17 protein-coding genes are annotated in these 21,045 nt (G+C 44.7%); 10 read left to right on the top strand and 7 right to left on the bottom strand.

The features are described 5' to 3' along the window. Window positions 1-24 precede the first annotated feature (24 nt). A complete protein-coding gene (locus DSM107010_RS24310) occupies window positions 25-606 on the top strand; it encodes a Uma2 family endonuclease (protein ID WP_106168194.1) in 582 nt (193 codons plus the stop codon). 44 nt (window positions 607-650) lie between these two features. Here DSM107010_RS24310 and DSM107010_RS24305 read toward each other — a convergent pair whose 3' ends face one another. After that, window positions 651-1,997 carry a GntP family permease gene (locus DSM107010_RS24305; RefSeq protein WP_015153878.1) on the bottom strand — a complete coding sequence of 449 codons (1,347 nt, stop codon included), beginning with the start codon at window positions 1,995-1,997 and terminating at the stop codon, window positions 651-653. A gap of 926 nt (window positions 1,998-2,923) precedes the next feature. On the opposite strand from DSM107010_RS24305, the gene DSM107010_RS24300 reads away from it, so the two are divergent. From DSM107010_RS24300 to DSM107010_RS24285, 4 genes are all read left to right on the top strand, one after another. Further along, window positions 2,924-4,240, top strand: a complete 1,317-nt coding sequence (locus DSM107010_RS24300) for an ABC transporter substrate-binding protein (protein WP_106168193.1) — start codon at window positions 2,924-2,926, stop codon at window positions 4,238-4,240. A gap of 91 nt (window positions 4,241-4,331) precedes the next feature. Beyond that, window positions 4,332-5,240, top strand: a complete 909-nt coding sequence (locus tag DSM107010_RS24295; RefSeq protein ID WP_015153876.1) for a carbohydrate ABC transporter permease — start codon at window positions 4,332-4,334, stop codon at window positions 5,238-5,240. 2 nt (window positions 5,241-5,242) lie between these two features. Next, window positions 5,243-6,109, top strand: a complete 867-nt coding sequence (locus tag DSM107010_RS24290; protein ID WP_015153875.1) for a carbohydrate ABC transporter permease — start codon at window positions 5,243-5,245, stop codon at window positions 6,107-6,109. Between the two features lie 92 nt (window positions 6,110-6,201). Beyond that, complete coding sequence (locus DSM107010_RS24285) at window positions 6,202-7,305, top strand: ABC transporter ATP-binding protein (protein WP_106168192.1); 1,104 nt, start codon at window positions 6,202-6,204, stop codon at window positions 7,303-7,305. 44 nt (window positions 7,306-7,349) lie between these two features. Here DSM107010_RS24285 and DSM107010_RS24280 read toward each other — a convergent pair whose 3' ends face one another. After that, window positions 7,350-8,252 (bottom strand): S1 RNA-binding domain-containing protein, encoded by a 903-nt coding sequence (locus DSM107010_RS24280; protein ID WP_106168191.1) that lies wholly within the window; start codon window positions 8,250-8,252, stop codon window positions 7,350-7,352. Between the two features lie 117 nt (window positions 8,253-8,369). Next, window positions 8,370-9,110, bottom strand: a complete 741-nt coding sequence (locus tag DSM107010_RS24275; protein WP_106168190.1) for a dienelactone hydrolase family protein — start codon at window positions 9,108-9,110, stop codon at window positions 8,370-8,372. Between the two features lie 124 nt (window positions 9,111-9,234). Here DSM107010_RS24275 and DSM107010_RS24270 point away from each other — a divergent pair, with 124 nt between their 5' ends. Continuing rightward, window positions 9,235-10,218: a GntR family transcriptional regulator gene (locus tag DSM107010_RS24270; RefSeq protein ID WP_015153871.1), complete on the top strand. Its 984-nt coding sequence runs from the start codon at window positions 9,235-9,237 to the stop codon at window positions 10,216-10,218. Between the two features lie 115 nt (window positions 10,219-10,333). Further along, complete coding sequence (locus DSM107010_RS24265; protein ID WP_015153870.1) at window positions 10,334-11,002, top strand: nitroreductase family protein; 669 nt, start codon at window positions 10,334-10,336, stop codon at window positions 11,000-11,002. 51 nt (window positions 11,003-11,053) lie between these two features. Here DSM107010_RS24265 and DSM107010_RS24260 read toward each other — a convergent pair whose 3' ends face one another. The 4 genes from DSM107010_RS24260 to tig form a co-directional block, all read right to left on the bottom strand. Continuing rightward, on the bottom strand, window positions 11,054-11,962 hold the full coding sequence (locus tag DSM107010_RS24260; protein ID WP_106171051.1) for an alpha/beta fold hydrolase: 909 nt from the start codon (window positions 11,960-11,962) through the stop codon (window positions 11,054-11,056). Window positions 11,963-12,047: 85 nt separating this feature from the next. Continuing rightward, the gene (clpX, locus tag DSM107010_RS24255; RefSeq protein WP_015153868.1) at window positions 12,048-13,388 is read right to left on the bottom strand and encodes an ATP-dependent protease ATP-binding subunit ClpX; all 1,341 of its coding nucleotides are present in this window, start codon (window positions 13,386-13,388) and stop codon (window positions 12,048-12,050) included. A 10-nt stretch (window positions 13,389-13,398) separates the two neighbouring features. After that, window positions 13,399-14,097 carry an ATP-dependent Clp endopeptidase proteolytic subunit ClpP gene (gene clpP, locus DSM107010_RS24250; RefSeq protein WP_041462410.1) on the bottom strand — a complete coding sequence of 233 codons (699 nt, stop codon included), beginning with the start codon at window positions 14,095-14,097 and terminating at the stop codon, window positions 13,399-13,401. A gap of 269 nt (window positions 14,098-14,366) precedes the next feature. Continuing rightward, on the bottom strand, window positions 14,367-15,797 hold the full coding sequence (gene tig / locus DSM107010_RS24245; protein WP_015153866.1) for a trigger factor: 1,431 nt from the start codon (window positions 15,795-15,797) through the stop codon (window positions 14,367-14,369). Window positions 15,798-16,442: 645 nt separating this feature from the next. On the opposite strand from tig, the gene DSM107010_RS24240 reads away from it, so the two are divergent. The 3 genes from DSM107010_RS24240 to DSM107010_RS24230 all read left to right on the top strand — a co-directional run bounded on the left by DSM107010_RS24240 (window position 16,443) and on the right by DSM107010_RS24230 (window position 20,413). Then, window positions 16,443-17,483: an aspartate-semialdehyde dehydrogenase gene (locus DSM107010_RS24240; protein ID WP_106167529.1), complete on the top strand. Its 1,041-nt coding sequence runs from the start codon at window positions 16,443-16,445 to the stop codon at window positions 17,481-17,483. An 88-nt stretch (window positions 17,484-17,571) separates the two neighbouring features. Continuing rightward, entirely contained in the window at window positions 17,572-18,456 is an 885-nt protein-coding gene (gene dapA, locus DSM107010_RS24235) for a 4-hydroxy-tetrahydrodipicolinate synthase (RefSeq protein WP_015153864.1), read from the top strand. A gap of 187 nt (window positions 18,457-18,643) precedes the next feature. Further along, window positions 18,644-20,413, top strand: coding sequence for a ribonuclease J (locus tag DSM107010_RS24230; RefSeq protein ID WP_106167528.1), 1,770 nt, complete (start codon window positions 18,644-18,646; stop codon window positions 20,411-20,413). Window positions 20,414-21,045 lie beyond the last annotated feature (632 nt).

The following is a 21,045-nucleotide window of genomic DNA, read 5'->3' as shown; positions in this document are numbered from 1 at the left end:
TCTCAAAGATGGTGAAATTACGTCATGACACAAGCACTCGAACGACAAATCTACACGCCTGAAGAGTATCTCGAACTCGAAGTTGCGTCCGAAACCCGCAACGAATACCGTAATGGAGCAATTACCCCAATGGCAGGAGGTACACCCGCACACAACCGCATCAGTGGAAATCTTTACATCGCTTTGAGCGTCGCTATGAGACGTAAGCCTTACGAAACATTTCATACCGACCAACGGCTTTGGATTGGCGATCGCAACTTATATACATACCCTGATGTCATGGTAGTCGAAAAGCCTCTCCAATTTAAAGAAGGACGCACAGATACATTAGTTAATCCCTGTTTTATTGCCGAAGTTCTATCTAAATCGACGCAAGATTACGACCGTGGTGAAAAGTTTGTCGCTTATCGTACTATTAATAATTTTCAAGAATATTTACTAATTGACCAATACAGCATTCATGTAGAACACTATGTTAAAACTGCTGTTAATCAATGGTTGCTCTCAGAATATGACGATCTTAATGTGACGCTATCTTTTAAAGTTTTTGAGTTTCAAATTCAAATTGCAGACCTCTATGAAAATATTGAGTTTGCCAACATATAAATTTTTCAACTGATAGCAAATAGTCTACAAGAATTAAATCTTTATTACACGAAAAAGCTGATAATAAAAACTACTAAAAATCCTACGCAACCAACGATTGTTTCCATGACCGTCCACGCCCGTAAGGTTTCTTTTTCTGATAATCCTAAATAACGACTGACTAACCAAAAACCAGAATCATTAACGTGGGAAAGTACGGTTGCACCAGAAGCGATCGCAATTGTAATCAAGCCTACCATAGGCGGCGAATATTTCCCCGCTTCAATTGCTGGAGCCATGATTCCTGCTGCTGTTACCATCGATACTGTAGCTGAACCTTGGGAGACTCGCACGGCAGTTGCAATCAGAAATGCTAGCAGAATTATTGGTAAATTTGAGGCTGCCATTGCCCTAGCTAAAACATCCCCAACACCACTGGCGACTAAAACTCTACCGAATACACCCCCAGCACCCGTGACTAAAATAATTAATCCTACTGGTTCTAGCGATTTGGTAGCAATTTGTTGAACTTCATCCAGGGAATATCCGCGTTTAATTCCTAAAATATAAAAGGAAAGTAGGGCAGCAATCATTAAAGCTGTAAATGGGTGTCCTAAAAAGGTAAGGAAGTTCCGCAAAAAGTTTCCTTCTGGCAAAATGACTGTAGAAACAGTATTGAGCAGAATTAATACTAAGGGAATGGCAATGATAGAAACTACCGTACCAAAGCGAGGTGGTTCCTTGCCGAGTTCGTGCTTTGGTGCTTCAATTTCCATATATTCTGGGACTGTAGCGTGAATTTTCCCTGCTATATATTTACCGAAAAGTACACCACCGAAAATCGTAGCAGGAATCCCCGCGATCGCACCAAATAAAATCACCCAACCTAAGTCTGCATTAATTAATGAGGCGACTGCAACTGGACCAGGAGTCGGGGGAATGTAACTATGACCGATCGCCAATCCAGCTGTCAGAGGTATAGCATAATATAACAATGACTTCCCCGTGCGTTTTGCTAAACCATAAACTAAGGGGATGAGAATAATTAGCCCGACATCAAAAAAAACGGGAATCGATACAATCAAACCTGTTAAACTCAAAGCCCATTGAGCTTTATCTTGACCAAATTTTTTCACTAACGTAGCTGCTAGCACTTCCGCGCCGCCAGATACCCGCAGCATTTCACCAAACATCGTCCCTAAGCCTACCACGATCGCGATAAAGCCGAGGGTACTGCCCATTCCCTGCTGGATCGTTTCGGCTATTTTATCTAACGGTATACCCGCTGCTATGGCAACAAACAGACTCGTCAATAACAGGGCAACAAATGCTTGCAAGCGCACGCCAATGACGAGAAATAAAAGAAGGGCGACACCTAGCATCGCCACAAAAATTAATGCACCAGGAGACATAATTAGTTATCAGTGACCAGTGACCAGTTAACTTTGACTTTTGACTTGTAACTTTCGACTAGCTATCAGTTGACCAATTACCAATTTGAAAATCTAATTTTGTTTATTTTCGGAGATTAAGAGTTTTTTTACTTCTATCTTGAGATTCATTCTTAGCTTGGCAATTTTAGTTACATTGCAGGTAAATTAATAAGTATTTTTAGTCAAGATAAATTTAATAGTTTTTAATTTATTTGAGAGAACTAATATATACAAAAATTAATATTTTAGGTTTGACAGCGATCGCCGCCAAACAATTTATTTTTTAACAATAGACACGCTATATAAACTTATTAGCAATATTTCTTAAATTATTTTGAATGTAAAAATATACATAAAAGTTAATATTTAAAGCAAGCAGTTTTACTAGAAGCAATCGCCTAACGAGTGTTTATCAGCTAAATTTATATGTACTTTACAGAATTTAACTCTAAATAGGGTTGAAATGAAAAGAAATACTCATCAGCGGCAAGACTATCACTTTATTCGAGCAAGAAGCATACGCTCTGAGACAGTTTGTCGCGATCGCCTCCCTATATCTTGAGAGAGTTGTAGTCTTAATTACAATTAGATTATTTTATAAATTGCGGGATAATTGCCGCTAATACCATAAGTAATTTTAACTAGAAAACTGCGAGTTAGAACGGGATTGAAGTCATACTCAATCTAAGCAAGAATAAACTGGTAAAATCGTTTCATGTTGGTTTAGTACAACATAGTTGTTGATTTACTTCAACACCAATAGCAAAATTTCTACTGGGTTGAGTGCTTGAATATACTCAGTCTAAAACGGTGCGCGATCGGCGATCGCGATTTTAATTAACCCAACGATCGATTTTCAATTCAATAACATTTCAATTCACATCGATTGAACTCTTAACATCACAATGGATCGTCAGTCAAAAAACAAACTGCATACTCTCCATCAAAAACTGAAAAAGTGGTATCGATGGATGCTGCTCTTCGTGCTGTCCCTTAGTATTATCCTGACAGCATGGATAGCGATCGCACAGCAACCAGTTGTCTTGAATACCTTAATTCTTGCACCCGATGTCAAAGATCTACGAGCAGGAATGTTTCAAGACTTTGAGAAAGAAAATCCAGGAATTCGCATCAACGTTATTGAAGGTCCAAATGCTGCTAATTTAATTGAGGATCTTTACTCCTCAGCTTTTCTCTTAGGTGAATCTCCTTACGACTTAGTACTTTTAGATATCATTTGGACCCCAAAATTTGCGGCGGCTGGATGGTTGATGGACTTGCAAAATCGGGTAAGTCCAGAGGAATTAAAAGCATTTACAGCCCAAGATATAGAAGCAGGAAGATACAGGGATGGATTATATCGCATCCCAATCCGTGCAGATGTTGGCATACTCTACTACCGCGAAGATTTACTCAAAGCAGCAGGATTAAAACCGCCAGAAACCTTCCAAGATTTAATTCAGGCATCTCAAACTTTACAAAAACAAGATAAAGTCGATTGGGGTTATGTCTGGCAAGGACGGCAATATGAAGGACTATCAGCAATGTTCGTTGAAGTTCTTGAAGGTTATGGCGGATTTTGGGTAAATTCAGATACACAGGAAGTTGGGCTAGACAAACCCGAGGCAATTCAAGCAGTCCAGTTTCTCCGCAGTACGATTGAAAAAGGTATTTCTCCACCAGGGGTAACAACATACATAGAAGAGGACACTCGCCGCCTATTTCAAAGCGGTCAAGTTGCCTTTTTAAGAAACTGGCCCTATGTCTTACCTTTAGCAAATGAAAAAGGGTCTCAACTCAGAAATCGAGTAGCTATTAAACCAATGGTTCACGCCCCAGGAGAAACAAGTGGTGCTTGTTTAGGAGGCTGGGGTTTTGGTATTTCGAGTAACTCGACCCATAAAGAAGAGGCTTGGAAAGCCCTGCAATACTTTATGAGTCGGGAAGCGCAAAAGCGATTTATCTTAGGGGCGGGATACGTACCCAGCCGGAAGGAATTATTTACCGACCCAGACGTTGTGGCAAAATATTCCTACTTTCCAGAGTTACTGCAAATTGCTCAAAAAGCAGTTCTGCGTCCGGCAATTCCCCAATACGCGCAAGCTTCTGATATTTTGCAACGTTACCTCAGTGCTGCCCTTTCCAACCGTATGAGTCCCGAACAAGCAATGGAAGCGGCTGCTAAAGAAACCCGCACTTTATTAGGTCGAAATCAAGCTTAAGTAATGGGTAATGGGTAATGGAAAATTGAAATGAATCACCAATTACCAACTACCAATTACCAATTACCAACTACCAATTACCAAATCAAATATGAAACTCGATGTCGTACAAAAAAGAGAACAGAAAACTGGATGGATCTTACTCTTACCAGCACTAATTGTCATGTTGGTAGTGTATGCCTATCCAATTTTACGAGCGTTTTGGCTGAGCGTCTTTACTCAAAACCTGGGAACTGAGTTAGAACTAGTGTTTTCCGGTTTGAGTAATTACGGGCGGATGTTTAACGACGGGCGATTCTGGCAAAGTTTGTGGAACACCACCGTGTTTACAACCGCTTCCGTGTTGTCAGAATTAATTTTAGGTATTGGTGTCGCTTTGGTACTTAACCAAGCCTTTAAAGGACGGGGAATTGTGCGGACAATTACCTTAATTCCTTGGGCTTTGCCAACAGCAGTCATGGGGGTTGCGTGGGCGTGGATTTTTAACGACCAGTATGGTGTAGTTAACGATATATTACGCCGCCTGGGGTTAATTGAAACAGGGATTAGTTGGCTGGGAAATCCAACGCTGGCAATGATTGCGGTCATTTTAGCTGACGTGTGGAAGACGACACCATTTATTGCATTGCTGTTGCTAGCGGGGTTGCAGTCAATACCTGGCGACTTGTACGAAGCGCATTCTTTAGATGGTGCGACTCCGTGGCAGAGTTTTTGGAAGATTACCGTCCCTTTGTTAATGCCGCAAATTATTGTTTCTTTGTTGTTCCGTTTTGCTCAAGCTTTCGCTATCTTCGACTTAATTCAAGTTATGACTGGCGGTGGTCCTGGTGGGGCAACGGAAACGGTTTCAATTTATATCTACAGTACAGTGATGCGTTATTTAGATTTCGGCTACGGTTCGGCGTTGATTGTCGTGACATTTTTGATTTTAGTCATTGCTGTCGCGATCGCATCCTTACTCTTAACCAGAGCGCGGGCTAATGCCGCAGGAGTACGTTAATTATGGCAATTGCACAATCGCGATCGCAAGCCAAAGCAGGGATAAATTGGCGAGCCATTTGGCTACCAATTGCAGTAGCTTTAGTTGTTATATTCTTTCTCGCCCCCGTGCTGTGGCAGGTATTAACTTCCGTAAAAGTTAACGAAGACATCTCAGCCGTTCCTACAGTTTACTTTCCCACTCGCTTCACCTTCGAGCATTACGCATCTCTATTTACCCGTCGTCCATTTGGACTTTACATTTTAAATAGTGCCTTTGTTTCTATTACCTCTACCCTACTGTGTCTAGCTTTTGGCGCACCAGCAGCTTATGTTTTGGCACGGTTGCGATTAGTGGGTAAGGAAGTTATTCTCGCGATCGTCCTAATCGTTACCTTATTTCCCACGGTATTACTATTTCTAGGACTGTTGGAAATTGTTCAAGTAACCAATTTAGCCAACAACTTTTTAGCGCTAATAATTCCATACACGGCGATTAATTTACCTCTAACAATTTTGGTAATGCGCAGTTTTTTCCAACAACTACCTAAAGATTTGGAAGATTCAGCGCGAGTAGATGGATACAACACATTTCAATTACTATGGAAGATTCTATTACCCATGACTCTTCCCGCTTTGGTGACGACAGGAATTCTGACTTTTATTGCTGCTTGGAATGAGTTCATTTTTGCCCTAACATTTATTTCGCGAGAATCAATGAAAACCATACCCGTAGCAACCGCTCAATTGAGTGGGGCTTCAGTATTTGAAATTCCTTATGGACCCATCGCTGCTGCAACCATTTTAGGCACTCTACCTTTAATTCTCCTCGTCCTCTTCTTCCAGCGCAAGATCGTTCAAGGTCTGACTGCTGGCGCTGTTAAGGGATGATTCAAAAGTCAAAGTCAAAAGTCAAAAGTCAAAAGTCAAAAGTCAAAAGTCAAAATTAAACACTCGCCACTACTCATTATTCACTTTTAACAATGGCTAAACTCGAACTCAGAAATTTAAATAAAACTTATGCTCCTAAAGTTGTCCCAGTTAAAGATGTGAGTTTGACTGTGGATGATGGAGAATTTTTGACGTTACTCGGTCCTAGTGGCTGTGGTAAGTCTACAGTGTTGCGGATGATTGCAGGGTTAGATGCCCCAACTCGCGGACGCATCTTTTTAGGTGGGGAAGATATCACCTCCAAACGACCAGGCGATCGCAATATGGCGATGGTGTTTCAAAGCTATGCTCTCTACCCGCACATGACGGTAAGCGAAAACCTCGCTTCTGGACTGAAGCTGAAAAAAGTTTCTCGCGCCGACATCGAACAACGGGTAGCGGAAGTTAGCAGACTATTGGGACTGGATGAGTTAATGAACCGCAAACCAGGACAGCTATCTGGCGGACAAAGACAACGGGTAGCTGTCGGTCGGGCGCTGGTACGTCAAGCTCAGGTATTCTTGTTAGACGAACCCCTAAGTAACCTCGATGCGTTATTGCGGGAACGAGTCCGCGCCGATCTCAAGCGCATATTTGCAGCCCAAAAAGCCCCTGTAGTCTACGTCACCCACGACCAAACTGAAGCAATGACGCTTTCTTCTAAGGTGGCTTTGCTCAATGATGGGTACTTACAGCAACTCGACTCGCCCGATCGCATTTACAATCATCCGGCAAATCGATTTGTAGCAGGATTTGTTGGCAGTCCTCAAATGAATTTGCTTACCCTACCCTGTAAAGGTAGATCGGCAATGCTGGGAGATTTCCAAATTCCCCTACCTGACTTGCCCACCGTACCACCAGAAATTATTTTGGGTATCCGTCCTGAAAACGTTGGGATTGCTCGACCTGGCGATACTAGCTTTGTCCGAGGACGAGTCAATGTAGTAGAAAACTTGGGAATGAATTATTTGGTCAGTACGCGGGTCGAAAGTCACAGCGCCCCAACGCAGATCGTGCGGGCGTTGTTACCCACAGACCGTCGTTGGAACGAAGAGGAAGAAATTGCTCTCACCCTACCACCTCAACACCTGCACTGGTTTGACGTTCAATCGGGTGATGCTTTAATTGGGCGGCAGATGGCAGGAGTTTATTCGTAATTTGTAAATGTAGAGACGTTACATGCAACGTCTCTACATTTATGTTATTCTTCGCTGACTAACTTTCTGGCTTTATTGGCTCTCGCTTCAGCATTTGTCATCACTTCGTCCATTTTTTCTTGAATTTCTCCTGGATAGTTTTCCAAAACTTTTGTGGAAAGAGAAATTCTGCCTCTACCCTCATCCAAATCGATAATCACCGCTTTAATTTCCTGCCCAATTTTAAACAAGGCGGGTAGGGAAGCAGTGTAATTTTGGCTTACCTGTTTGATGTGGAGTAAACCACTGACTCCATTGAGATCGACAAACACGCCGAAAGGTTGAATGCTAGCAACTTTACCCGTAGCAAGTTGACCAATTTCCAATTGACTGAAGCTGCTAGCGCGAGTTGCTAGACGATTGGAAAGGACGAGTTTTTTATTGTCGTAATCGACTTCCAGAAAACTAGCTGTCAGGGTTTGACCCTTAAGCGATTCCATGTTTTCTTTTTCAACTAAATGCGATCGCGGAATAAATCCCCTCAAACCCAGCACGTCAACTGTCACGCCACCCTTATTTGCTCCTGTCACTCGTACCTGCACTGTCTGGCGATTCTCTTGCATCTGCTCGATGCGCTCCCAAATGTGCTGAATTTCTAACTGACGACGCGATAAAGTGACCTGTCCATCTGCATCTTGGTCGCGGATAATCAGAAACTCTAGTTCCTCTTGCAAAGGTAGTACGGTAGACAAATCCGTAACCTGTTGTAGGGAAGCTTGATCTGCTGGGAGGAAAGCAGCGGATTTACCACCAATATCGACATAAGCGCCGTTGCTGTCGTATTGAAAAACTTTACCGCGTACTGTTTGCCCTTTCTGGAACTGATAGTCATGTTGTTCCAGTGCTTTAGCAAAATCCTCCATCGAGAACGATGAGCTAGATACAGATGGGGTCGAATCAGATTTCATAGGAATACAAAAAGGGAGTCGAGAGTGGGAGGACAAGGGAGACAAGGGGGACAAGGGAGACAAGGGAGTAATTAAGATTTGTATTCTTCTGACTCCTGACTCCTGACTTCTGACTCCTCACAAAGTTTCAAACAGGTGTTTCACTTGCTCCCAGGCATTAGCTGTAGCTTCTGGATTATAGCTTGCGCGGCGATCGCAGAAGAAGCCGTGACCTGCTCCATGATAGCGAAAGATTTTATGAGATATGTGGTATTTCGTCAGCTCGGCTTCAATTTGGTTTATATGCTCGGTAGGAATACTCCCATCCTCCAAGCCAAAAAAAGCATAAATTGTGCCGGAAATCTCGGATGTACGAGATAGGGTAGGAGAACCACCACCAGGAGTACGGGTAGGAATGCCAGCACCATAAAAAGCCGCAGTCGCTTTAATATCTGGTAAAGTTGCCGCTAGATATGCGACGTGACCCCCAAAACAAAAGCCGATGCAACCAATTGCGTTTGGTTTGACTTGAGGCAAAGCTTTTAAGTAGGCGATCGCGGCTTGGATATCGCTTAACAGTTCTGACGCTTTGGTTTGCTCCCAAGCATATTTTCTCCCCACCTCCAATTCTTCTGGAGTATAACCAGTCTCAAAACCTGGTGCGAGGCGTTGAAATAACGCGGGAGCGATCGCCACGTATCCCAGTTTAGCGATTCTCTCCGTCACATCCCGTATGTGAGAGTTGACCCCAAATACTTCCTGCAACACCACAATCCCAGGATACGTCCCATCTACTGTTGGTGCTGCTAGATAAGCATCGATATCCAAATCTCCAGCCAAAATTTTGACGTGATTTGTCTGAATTTCTTTATCTGTCATGATGGTATAGATTCAGTTATCAAGGAGTGGTGCGTGGTACGTGGTGCGTGAATTTTGAATTGCTCCCTCAGCCCCCTCAGCCCCCTGGGCTCCCTCAGCTCTCTTCCCCCGACTCTCTAAAAAAATGGTTCAATTTCACATTCAGCCAGATAGCGATATTCCTGCTTCTACTCAACTTTACAATCAAATTCTTTATGCGATCGCCTCTAGGCAGTTTCCACCTGGACAGCGTTTACCCAGTACGAGAGCATTAGCAATCCAGACTGGTTTGCATCGCAACACTATTAGTAAAGTTTATCGTCAGTTGGAGGAAGACGGTTTAGTCGAAAGTTTGGCAGGTTCGGGCATCTACGTCCGCGCTCAAGCTCATAATAGCAGCCCCCGCTCGTCTTCCCCCGTGATAGAAAAGTATCCCGCAGCAGAAAAGATTGTCCGACGCAGTTTAGAGGAATTACTCAAGTTAGGCTGTTCGCTCAACGAAGCACGGGAAGTATTTATCGCTGAAATTGATTGGCGATTGCGCAGTAGCGCTCAAGTCTTGGTGACGGTTCCAAGTGATGATATCGGCGCGGGTAAGTTGATGGTGGATGAATTGCAAAAAGCATTAGGTGTAAGTGTTCAGCTAGTTCCGATTGAGGAATTAGCTGCAATTCTAGAACAAACACCTTCTGGTACGGTGGTGACGAGCCGCTATTTTATTGGTGTTGCAGAAGCGATCGCCTCACCTAAAGGAGTGCGTGTCATCCCTGTAGATGTCTACGATTACAGTCAAGAAATTCAAACTTTGAAAAAATTACCTAAAGGTAATTGTGTGGGGATTGTCAGCCTCAGCTCTGGTTTGTTAAGAGCTGCTGAAGTCATTATTTATAGCCTACGAGGGAGCGAATTGTTAGTACGAACAGCCCAAACAGGAGATAGCTATAAGCTTAATGGCATTGTCAAAAGCGCCCACTTAATTATTAGCGATCGCGCCAGTTATGCTGCTGTTAGAGCCGCCGTTCAAGCTGCGAGAGAAAACATTATTCGCCCGCCCCAACTTGTTTGTTGCGAAAATTATATTGCCACTGACTCAATTGATTCTCTCAAACGCGAGTTAGGGATTGATTAAGAAATGGTTGATGGTTGATGGTTGTTAGTTGCTATCCCCGATCGCCAATAACTGTTTAAACTTAAATCATTTATACTTAAAATATTAGATTAATACTCAGCATTTAGTAAATAAAATGACTGTAGACATTCATCCTTCCACTGGTTTGAAAGAAGCGATCGAGCAGCGCCGTGCAGCTAGAGCGTTTCGTTCCAATCCAATTCCCGAAGCAATTCTAGAAGCAATTTTTCAGATAGGATTACGCGCTCCCTCTGGCTTTAATCTCCAGCCTTGGCGATTTATCGTCGTGCGAGAACAACAAAATCGCGACAAACTGAAAGCTTGTGCCTTTAATCAGCGTCAAGTAGGGGAAGCCCCAGTCGTACTAATTTGCTGTGGCGATCGCGCCAGTGCGGAAATGGAAAATATTGAAGCCGTCATCGCATTGGGTTCTGAAGTGGGGGCGATGAACGATGACTACGCAAATTACATGCGATCGCAAATTCCACCTTTCTTTGAAAACCATCCTAGTTTCGAGTCGATGGAAGCGTGGACAAACCGCCACACCATGCTAGCTGTCGCCCATCTAATGTTAGTTGCTAAAAGCTTTGGTGTTGATAGTTGCCCGATGGAAGGCTTTTCTACAGCACAAGTCAAGGAAGCCTTTCATATTCCACCCCATGTCGATGTTTGCTGTTTAGTCGCCCTCGGCTACGCCGCCGAACCCTTCAAACAATACGGCGGGCGTTTCAAAAGCGATCGCGTTTGCTTCAGCGAAACTTACGGCGATCCTTTTTTAGGATAAACGTAGGGGCGCACAGCTGTGCGCCCCTACCCGTCCTGCCTTCTGCCTGTTTTACACAGACACAGGAAGCGCCAAAAACTCCCGTACTTGCTGAAGGTAACTCTGAGGATCTTCCAGCATGGGAAAGTGAGCCGTATTGGGGATCGTCACAAACTCCACGCGATCGCTCAATGCAGCTGCCTGTTTCCCCATCGCCGCTGGAATAATCTTGTCATACTCCCCAGAAATTAATAACGTCGGCACTTTCAGACGGGTAAACTCCTGGGGCATCACTTCTGCTGCTGTCTTGCTGACGGAAGTAAAAATCGTTCCCAAAGCTGCTTCGGAATCCGCTACCAAAAAATCTTCTAGAAAAGCTTGGCGTTCGGTAGCAGGAATCGAACGATGCAGAAACCGCGCCATAAACATGCAATCGACAAATGGTATTTTCTTCAACCACTGGGGACGAAACTTGACAACGTAACCGCCAAATTTATGAAAGGCAGCAAAAGCCTTCTCGTCATACTCAAAGATGCCGCTACAAGTAAGAATCGCTTTTTCTACCCGTGCTGGATAGCGATTGAGAAAAAATGTTGCTACCGACGCTCCCATCGAATGAGCGTTAAGGTATACCCAAGGTAATTCCAGCCGATCCAGCAATCCTGCAAGATCTTCGGCGTACTCTTCTAGCTCGTAGCTTAACTCAGCGATCGCCTCAGCTTGTGCTTGCGGTGACTCTGCCTCAGCTACATCAACGTTAGCAGCAGATAGGGCAGGTTTCCCGCGCGATCGCCCAAATCCCCGCATGTCATATAACAAGCAATCGAACTGTTCTGAAAGTGCTTGTGCCGTACTGCGCCAATAACGAGCTGAACCAGCCCAGCCATGCAGAAATACCATTACAGGCTTATCTTGTTTGGCTTCCGGTGTCCGAATCCACTCGTAGTAATGCTCAACGCCACGAACTGAAATATAAGGCATCTATAATTTTTGTCCTTTGTCATTTGTCATTTGTCATTTGTTAGCAACTTGAGGCAAATGACAAATGACGGTTGACCAACGACCATCAAGCCGATTCCGGTTTGGGCAAGGAAGACGGATGCAGCAGCAGTTCGGCGGTAGAGCGTTTCTCTACCATTTCCCGCGTCACCGCACAACGAGTTAGATCTTTGCGCGATGGCAACTCGTACATCAACTCCAACATGAGTTCTTCTACAATTCCTCGCAGCGCCCGCGCCCCAGTCTTGCGACGATAGGCTTCTTGAGCGATCGCCCGCAGGGCTTCAGGTTTGAACTCTAGTTGGACGTTATCCATCTTCAGCAGTTTTTGATATTGCTTGACTAACGCGCTCTTAGGCTGAGTCAGAATTGCCACTAACGCTTCTTCATCCAATGGTTCGACCACAGCTACCATTGGCACGCGACCGATAAATTCGGGAATCATGCCAAATTTTACCAGATCGTCTGGCTCTAAGTGGACGAGAATATCTGCCGTCCGCTTTTCTCGCGATAGCCCTTCTCCTGGCTGAATGAAACCTATTGATTTTTTGCCAATTCTCTGCTCTACAACTTTTTCTAACCCGACAAAAGCCCCACCGCAGATAAATAGAATGTTGCTAGTATCGATTTGGATGCAGTCCTGGTAAGGATGTTTTCTCCCCCCTTGGGGTGGAACGTTTGCCACAGTGCCTTCCAGCATTTTTAGCAGCGCTTGTTGTACGCCCTCTCCCGAAACGTCCCTGGTAATTGAGGGGTTCTCACTCTTGCGGGCAATTTTATCGATCTCGTCGATGTAGATAATGCCTCTTTGAGCTTCTTCTACATCTAAATCGGCAACTTGCAATAATCTGAGCAAGATGTTTTCTACATCCTCGCCAACGTAACCCGCCTCTGTAAGCGTTGTGGCATCGGCAACCGCAAAGGGTACGTCAAGAATCTGCGCTAAAGTTTGCGCCAGTAGAGTTTTGCCGCAACCAGTCGGACCAATTAACAAAATATTAGATTTTTGTAACTCTACGATATCTTCTGCACCAGCTTTACCGCTACTATTTTTCGACTGTACTAAGCTCAGGCGTTTGTAGTGGTTGTAAACTGCTACCGATAAAACTTTTTTCGCCTCATCTTGACCGATAACGTGTTCGTCGAGATGTGCTTTAATCTCGCGGGGTTTGGGAATTTGGTTGAGCGAGATCCCCCCAGTTCGACTGCGCCGCTTTGGTGGTGGTTCTGGACGAGGCTGTTGGGGTGCAGCAGCAGTTGAGTCTAATAACTCCTCATCCAGAATTTCATTGCACAAATCTACACATTCATCGCAGATGTAGACTCCCGGTCCGGCAATCAATTTCCGTACCTGCTCTTGCGATTTGCCGCAAAATGAACACTTTAAATGGGAGTCGTACTTAGACATAAGAAGCCTCTTACTTCACTGATGTGACTGCTTCGCCCGCTTTGGGGAGATTTTGCTTAGAGATCGTTTGGTCGATCAACCCGTAATCTTTTGCCTCTGCTGCCGACATGAAAAAGTCGCGTTCCGTATCGGCTTCGATTCTCTCCAAGGGTTTACCTGTGTGGTAGGCGAGGATTTCATTTAATCGCCGCTTGTGGTAGAGGATCTCTTTGGCTTGGATCTCAATGTCAACTGCTTGTCCTTGAGCGCCACCGAGGGGTTGATGGATCATGATTCGCGCGCTGGGTAGAGACATCCGTTTTCCGGCTGCTCCGGCTGCGAGCAAAAACGCTCCCATACTAGCTGCTAATCCAAAACAAATAGTAGCAACATCAGAGCGAATCTGCTGCATTGTGTCATAAATCGCCATACCAGCCGTAACAGAGCCGCCTGGAGAATTAATGTAAAGATGGATATCTTTTTCTGGGTCTTCAGCTTCTAAGAATAACAACTGAGCCACGATCGAATCAGCAACAGCATCATCGACTGGAGTGCCCAAAAAAACAATCCGCTCTCTGAGCAATCTAGAGTAAATATCAAAGGCACGTTCTCCCATGCCTGATTGCTCCACTACCATTGGCACGATGTTGCTAGGAGCCATCATAGAGTTTAGCTCTAGATGTTTGTGGCTGCTAATGAGTGGATAGTATGAGGACTGAGATACAAGCATAGATAATTGTTCCAGAAGTAGAGCCAGATGCAGTGGATTTAACTGGCGCTGAAGGCGATCGCACTTTTCACCAGTGGCTTTGCTATCTGTTGACTATTATGCCTCATGAACTAGGGGTTAGGAGTAAGGGGTAAGGGGTAAGGGGTAAGGGAAAAGTTAAAAATCAAAAGTCAAAAGTCAAAATTTTCTTACATTCCACTCCCGACTACGCGGCTCCGATGCGGAGGATACCTCCGCCTCCACCCGCTTCCCGACTCCCGACTTCCCAATCACTCAGCTTCAGTTGCTTCTACTGTTATAGTCGCTTCTGACGCTTCTGGCTGGGTCGATTCTTCTATAATTTCCGCATCATCAATTTCATCCTCTTCATCGTCCTGTAAAGAACCTTCTGGTACGAGTTCGATCGCGGAATGTTCTTCTAGCCAAACAAAAATCTTGTCTGTTAGCAGTTCTTCTTGGACGACTTCTTTGAGCCTGTCTCGATCGATATCTTGACCGGAGTATTCAGCCATTAGCTCTTTGACCCGTGCTTCCACGGCAGCTGGCTCGACTTCAATCGATTCTTTTTTCGCGACTTCCTGTAGAGCTAGCGATCGCTTCAATCGATCGATCGCTTCTGGACGCGATCGCTGTCTTAGCTGCGGCACTGTATCTTTAGTAAACAGTTTCTTGACATCAATTCCTTGTCTTTGGAGCTGCATCGCCGTTTGCGTCAACACCGAATCGACTTCTTGCTCGATCATCGTCTCCGGTAAATCGGCTTCTAGATGCTCGATCAGATCGTCCAACAATGCCTGTTGCTTATTTGTCTTAGTTTTCTTTTCTGCTTCTTCGCGAAACCGAGTTTCTAGCGTCGAGCGCAGTTCTGCTAAAGTCTCAAATTCACTAATTTCTTGAGCAAAATCGTCATTCAGCTCCGGCAACTCTTTCTCTTTTAACTCTTTCACGGTTACCGTAAACTTTGCTGGCTTGCCTGCTATTTCTTGCTGAGGATATCCTTCGGGAAACTGCGCCGATATTTCCTTTGTTTCCCCTGGACTCATACCGACAATGCCATCTACAAAGCCTTCAATAAATCTTCCTGGCGATAGCTCTGTTTCAAAATCCGTGGCTGAGGCTCCTTCGATCTCCTGTGGTTCTTCGCCTTCTGCCTCCGGTACGAGATAGCCCTTGAAGTCTATAATGACTACATCTCCCATTTGCGCCGCCCGCCCTTCTACAGGAATTAAGGTAGCTCGTTCCTGACGATTTTCTTCTAAAACTTTTTCTACCTTTTCTGGGTCATACTTGACTTCTTCTGCCTTAACTTGTAAGCCGCTGTACTGCTTCAGCTCAATTTCCGGCAGTACATCCACCGCAGCGGAGAATGTCAAGGGTTTTCCTGGCTCGAACGCACCAATTAAATCCTCAAAAGAGGAACGCAACTGAGGTTGACCGATCGCTTCTATTTCTGCTTGCTTAATGGCTTCCGTAATGCCACTTTGAATTAACTCTTCTAACGCTGCTGCCTTGATCCGCGTTGTCCCTAGCCGTTGCAATAAGATTTGGCGCGGCACTTTACCTTTACGGAACCCAGGAATGTTGGCGGCGCGGGTGAAGTTTTGAATTACCTGCTCGTAACTCTGTTGAGACTTGTCGGCGGGAATTTCTATTTCCAGACCAATTTGACTGGCGGGAAGCTTTTCCTGGGTGACTTTCATTTTGATAGAAGATATGTAACTGATTGTTTTTTACCTGCTGAAGTACCACACTAGCACTAGTCCTACTCCGATCGCCTAATGCCATAAATTAGCGGCTGTGACCGACATTGCTTGCCTTGAGGGAGGACGACTTCTAAAGCGTTTTAGCTTTTCTGTTTGCTTGGCTCTCGACTTGCTCGGACAAATAACTGCTTTGAGGTCTAGTTGCTAGACGTAACTAGTCATCTATAGACTATACTGCTGGAACACCTGTTATGAACTGAATGCATTCTCCTCAATTTTCTGATAATATGCCAGCTTATATGTGATGATAATTGTTAAAATCATTGGAACTTTTTGCGACCATCCGCCCCAAGCCGCCAGCGATCGGCGAAAGCCGAAGGTTAACTGAATTGTTAAAATTACTTAAGTAGGGAGATAGAAAACGGCAGACAAGAGGCAGAATAGTGAATCCTTAAATCTATAGATAGACTTTTTATCTTTTTCGTTCTAACAACACAATTATTAAGTTCATCATCATTGAATCCAAACGCTAATGGGTCGCGATCGCCAAGGCTAATTTGAATTTTTTAAAATTTTAAAGTATAACCCCAAACTTTTAAAAAAACTCGTTTCAGTTTATTGCAATATTAGGAGGCAGAAATTTTGAGCAAATCCTATTCAGTTGCCATCTTGGGGGCAACGGGAGCTGTTGGGACAGAATTACTAAGTTTACTAGAAGAACGCCACTTTCCTGTCGCCCAATTGCGGCTACTCGCATCGCCTCGTAGTGCTGGTACGATCGTGACATTTGCAGGAGAAAATATTCCGGTAGAGCCAGTAAGCGATCGCTCCTTCGACGACATAGATATTGTCCTAGCATCAGCTGGTGGTTCCACTTCTAAGGCATATGCTACCAAAGCCGTAGCAGCAGGGGCTGTTTTTATCGACAACTCCAGCGCCTTTCGGATGCACCCAGACGTTCCCCTCGTCGTTCCAGAAGTGAATCCCCAAGCAGCAGCTACCCACAAAGGGATTATTGCCAATCCCAACTGCACCACCATTTTGATGAACGTTGCTGTTTATCCCCTCCATCAAGTCAGTCCAGTAAAACGGATTGTTGCCGCGACCTATCAATCAGCGAGCGGTGCTGGTGCTAGGGCAATGGAAGAAGTTAAAGCTCAAGCTCAAGCGATTTTAGCAGGCAACACCCCCATAACTGAGATCTTCCCCTACCCTCTGGCGTTTAATCTCTTCCCTCACAACACTCCGCTCAATGACCAAGGGTACTGTGAGGAAGAAATGAAAATGGTGAACGAAACCCGCAAGATTTTTGCCGAACCTCAGTTGCAAATTACGGCAACCTGTGTGCGGGTTCCCGTACTCAGAGCGCATTCAGAAGCGATTAATCTAGAATTCGAGCAGTCTTTAAGCGTCGCCGAAGCAAAGGAAATTTTGTCACAAGCTCCTGGCGTGCGTGTAGTCGAAGACTTCGCTGCTAACTATTTTCCCATGCCCATCGATGCCTCCGGTCGCGATGAAGTACTCGTAGGTCGCATTCGCCAAGACATTTCCCATCCCCGAGGCTTAGAACTATGGCTGTGTGGCGACCAAATCCGTAAAGGTGCGGCATTGAATGCCGTGCAAATTGCAGAATTATTGGTAGCCAAAAACTTACTTCAGCCCTCCGAAGTAGCAGCAGTGTAGGCAGATTGAGTGCAAGCAGATTTTTTACAGTTCTTACAGCTGAGCGCTTTGGCAAAGAATGCCGACAGCTAAAAATTAGGAGTCAAGCGTGGTAGATTTTGGCAGAGTGGTGACCGCAATGGTCACGCCATTTCAAGCAGACGGTAGCGTAAATTATGCAGTTGCGGAGCAACTAGCAGCGCATTTGGTGACACAAGGAAGTGACGCTTTGGTGGTTTGTGGTACGACAGGAGAGTCTCCCACTTTGAGTTGGGACGAAGAGTACCAGCTATTCCAAGTCGTAATTAAAGCTGTTGCAGGTAAAGCGCTAGTCATTGCGGGAACGGGTTCTAATTCTACTCAAGAAGCGATCGCGGCTACCCAAAAAGCAGCTAAAATAGGAGTACATGGTTCTTTACAAGTAGTCCCCTACTATAATAAGCCTCCACAAGCAGGGTTATTTAGCCATTTTCAGGCGATCGCACAAGCATGTCCCGATCTGCCAATGGTGTTATATAATATTCCCGGTCGCACGGGTCAAAATCTCTTGCCGCAAACAGTGGCTCGGTTGTCAGCAATAGGTAACATTGTTGGAATTAAAGAAGCGACGGGTAGCCTCGACCAAGCTAGTGAAATTAGTCGCATGACACCGCCAGAATTTAAAATCTACTCTGGTGACGATTCCCTCACATTACCTTTACTGGCGATCGGTGGATATGGTGTCATTAGCGTGGCAAGTCATTTAGTTGGCAAGCAGCTACAACAAATGATTCAAGCCTTTGCCGCAGGACAAGTTCAAACGGCAACTCAAATTCACCTCCAACTACTCCCTCTATTCAAAAGTCTGTTCCTGTCAACAAATCCCATTCCCGTAAAAGCAGCCCTCAGACTTCAAGGCTGGGATGTAGGTTCAACTCGTCTACCGTTAGAAGACGACCAAAATGGATTAGCACAGAAACTCAAGCCAGTACTAGCAGAGTTAAACCTGATATAGGTATAGAGCTTTCAGACAACTGAATAATTCGTGCAAGATACTTCCAAGTCGTTATCGCGATCGCTCGGATTGAAAATAACTGCCCCTATTGACAACTCTTATCTATCGCAAAACCACCTGACTTTGTTTTATCTAACTCAAACAACAAACGTGAATCTAAAAAAACAACTGTAAATTAAGGATACAAATGAGTAACAACGGAACGACAGCCGCCGTCAAAATTATTCCCCTTGGCGGTTTGCACGAAATTGGCAAAAACACTTGCGTTTTTGAATACAACGATGAAATTTTTCTCCTCGATGCAGGGTTGGCATTTCCTACAGATGAAATGCATGGCGTAAACATCGTTCTACCAGATGTTACGTACTTACGCGAAAATCGGCATAAGATTAAGGGCATGATCGTCACCCACGGTCATGAAGATCATATTGGTGGCATTGCCTTTCATTTAAAGCAATTTGATATTCCGGTAATTTACGGTCCCCGCTTGGCGATGGCAATGCTAGAGGGGAAACTAGAAGAAGCAGGAGTCCGCGATCGCACGGAGTTAAGATCGGTACGTCCCCGCGAACTCGTCCGTATTGGTTCCTCTTTTATTGTTGAATTTATCCGCAACACCCACTCAATCGCTGATAGCTTCACCGTCGCCATTCACACCCCCCTCGGCGTAATTATCCACACGGGGGATTTTAAATTCGACCATACTCCAGTTGATGGCGAACATTACGACATCCAACGGCTGGCAGAACATGGAGAAAAAGGCGTATTGTGCTTAATTAGCGACTCCACTAATTCCGAAGTCTCAGGACATACGCCTTCAGAACGATCGGTATACCCCAACTTAGACCGTATTTTTATGCAAGCTAAGGGTAGAGTCCTCGTCACCACCTTTGCTTCCTCCGTACACCGGATCAACATGATTCTGGAATTGGCGCAAAAACACAATCGTGTCGTCTCAGTCGTCGGGCGATCGATGTTAAACGTAATTGCTCACGCTCGAAATCTAGGCTACATCAAATGTCCAGATAACCTGTTGCAGCCGCTACACGCCATTCGCCAACTTCCCGATGAAAATGTTTTGATTCTAACTACTGGTTCTCAAGGCGAACCGATGTCAGCCATGACGAGAATTTCTCGCGGCGCACATCCCCATCTCAAAATCCGCGAGGGAGATACAGTCGTATTTTCAGCGAACCCGATCCCAGGTAATACGATCGCCGTAGTCAATACGATCGATCGCTTGATGATGCAAGGTGCTAAAGTCATCTACGGTCGGGAACAGGGCATTCACGTTTCTGGACATGGTTGCCAAGAAGACCAAAAACTGATGATTGCCTTAACTCGTCCCAAGTTTTTCTTACCCGTGCATGGCGAACATCGGATGCTAGTGAAGCACTCTCAAACAGCACAAAGCATGGGGATTCCGGCTGAGAATATGGTCATCATCCAAAATGGTGACGTAGTAGGACTATCAACAGAGGAAATTAAGGTAGTCGGGAAAGTGCCAGCGGGGATCGAACTAGTCGATACTTCTGGTAGTGGTATTGTCAGCGGTAAAGTGCTGCAAGAACGTCAGCAAATGGCAGCAGATGGCATTGTTACTATTGCCGTCGCGATCGATTGGAATGGGAAGCTAATGACCAAGCCGGATATTCACTTGCGAGGCGTAGTCACTACGATTAACCGCGATTTGTTGCAAAAGTGGGTACAAGAACAAATCGAGCAAATATTAAGCGATCGCTGGACGGATTTCGGTCGCTCCTTTGACGGACAAGAAGTTGATATTGATTGGACGGGATTGCAGGTACAGCTAGAAAAAGACTTACAACGGGCAATTCGGCGCGAGTTACAATGTCAACCCACTGTCACTCTACTCATGCCTATCCCTGAAGAACCTGTCAAGGCAGCTGACGGTAGAAGACGGCGACGCACTGCTGCTGCACCAGTCGCCTCGTGAACAGCAACCAGCAACCAGTAACCGGCTGTCAGTGACAGATAGGGTTTCTATCTAAATGGCTCAATACGTAAAATCCCTCCGATGCGCCTTCAAAAGGCGATTACGGGGGATTTTATGTTGTCAGCGATTGGTGTAGAAGTCTGATAGCGCTTTTCAATTGGATGCAATATATGTCTGGTAGGGGCGCACAACTGTGCACCCCTACCAATGTCATCCACACAATCGAGAATTGCTATGACATGTCACATCACTTATAGAGTGACTAACAACCATCAACTATCAACTATCAACTCTCCATCAACTATAAAGAAAATCTAACGAAATTAGCTTGACAAATCGTCAAACATCGGTAAATATACGGAAGCTGCTTTTAATTATTTCTTTATTATTTTAAAAATTTCCGTATTGTTGCTCATACATCACGCAGGAATTTTAGGCAGAATCAAAGCGATTCCTATTAGAGAGGTAGAACAAAAATTGTGTTTGAAACTACAAAGAATAAATTTGTATTTTTGAATACGAAATTGATGTAGATGTGATTCGTGCATCGCTTGAATGTTTGTTATACATGCACTTCCAGTCAAATTCGCTAAACTTCACTAAAGTTTTATATAGGTCAAATTTCAGAAAAA

This window comes from Chroococcidiopsis cubana SAG 39.79 (assembly GCF_003991895.1).
GTDB classification, from domain to species: domain Bacteria; phylum Cyanobacteriota; class Cyanobacteriia; order Cyanobacteriales; family Chroococcidiopsidaceae; genus Chroococcidiopsis; species Chroococcidiopsis thermalis.
Note: the sequence above shows the minus strand (reverse complement) of the source record. Positions and strands in the feature narration are given on the sequence as shown.

Bases quoted from the DNA above. Each gene is read 5' to 3' on its own strand.
- DSM107010_RS24285 (WP_106168192.1), top strand. From the start codon at position 6,202: ATGGCTAAACTCGAACTCAGAAATTTAAATAAAACTTATGCTCCTAAA.
- DSM107010_RS24310 (WP_106168194.1), top strand. From the start codon at position 25: ATGACACAAGCACTCGAACGACAAATCTACACGCCTGAAGAGTATCTC.
- DSM107010_RS24230 (WP_106167528.1), top strand. From the start codon at position 18,644: ATGAGTAACAACGGAACGACAGCCGCCGTCAAAATTATTCCCCTTGGC.
- DSM107010_RS24275 (WP_106168190.1), bottom strand. From the start codon at position 9,110: ATGACAGATAAAGAAATTCAGACAAATCACGTCAAAATTTTGGCTGGA.
- DSM107010_RS24280 (WP_106168191.1), bottom strand. From the start codon at position 8,252: ATGAAATCTGATTCGACCCCATCTGTATCTAGCTCATCGTTCTCGATG.
- DSM107010_RS24290 (WP_015153875.1), top strand. From the start codon at position 5,243: ATGGCAATTGCACAATCGCGATCGCAAGCCAAAGCAGGGATAAATTGG.
- tig (WP_015153866.1), bottom strand. From the start codon at position 15,797: ATGAAAGTCACCCAGGAAAAGCTTCCCGCCAGTCAAATTGGTCTGGAA.
- DSM107010_RS24270 (WP_015153871.1), top strand. From the start codon at position 9,235: ATGGTTCAATTTCACATTCAGCCAGATAGCGATATTCCTGCTTCTACT.
- DSM107010_RS24300 (WP_106168193.1), top strand. From the start codon at position 2,924: ATGGATCGTCAGTCAAAAAACAAACTGCATACTCTCCATCAAAAACTG.
- DSM107010_RS24260 (WP_106171051.1), bottom strand. From the start codon at position 11,962: ATGCCTTATATTTCAGTTCGTGGCGTTGAGCATTACTACGAGTGGATT.
- clpX (WP_015153868.1), bottom strand. From the start codon at position 13,388: ATGTCTAAGTACGACTCCCATTTAAAGTGTTCATTTTGCGGCAAATCG.
- clpP (WP_041462410.1), bottom strand. From the start codon at position 14,097: ATGCTTGTATCTCAGTCCTCATACTATCCACTCATTAGCAGCCACAAA.
- DSM107010_RS24305 (WP_015153878.1), bottom strand. From the start codon at position 1,997: ATGTCTCCTGGTGCATTAATTTTTGTGGCGATGCTAGGTGTCGCCCTT.
- DSM107010_RS24265 (WP_015153870.1), top strand. From the start codon at position 10,334: ATGACTGTAGACATTCATCCTTCCACTGGTTTGAAAGAAGCGATCGAG.
- DSM107010_RS24295 (WP_015153876.1), top strand. From the start codon at position 4,332: ATGAAACTCGATGTCGTACAAAAAAGAGAACAGAAAACTGGATGGATC.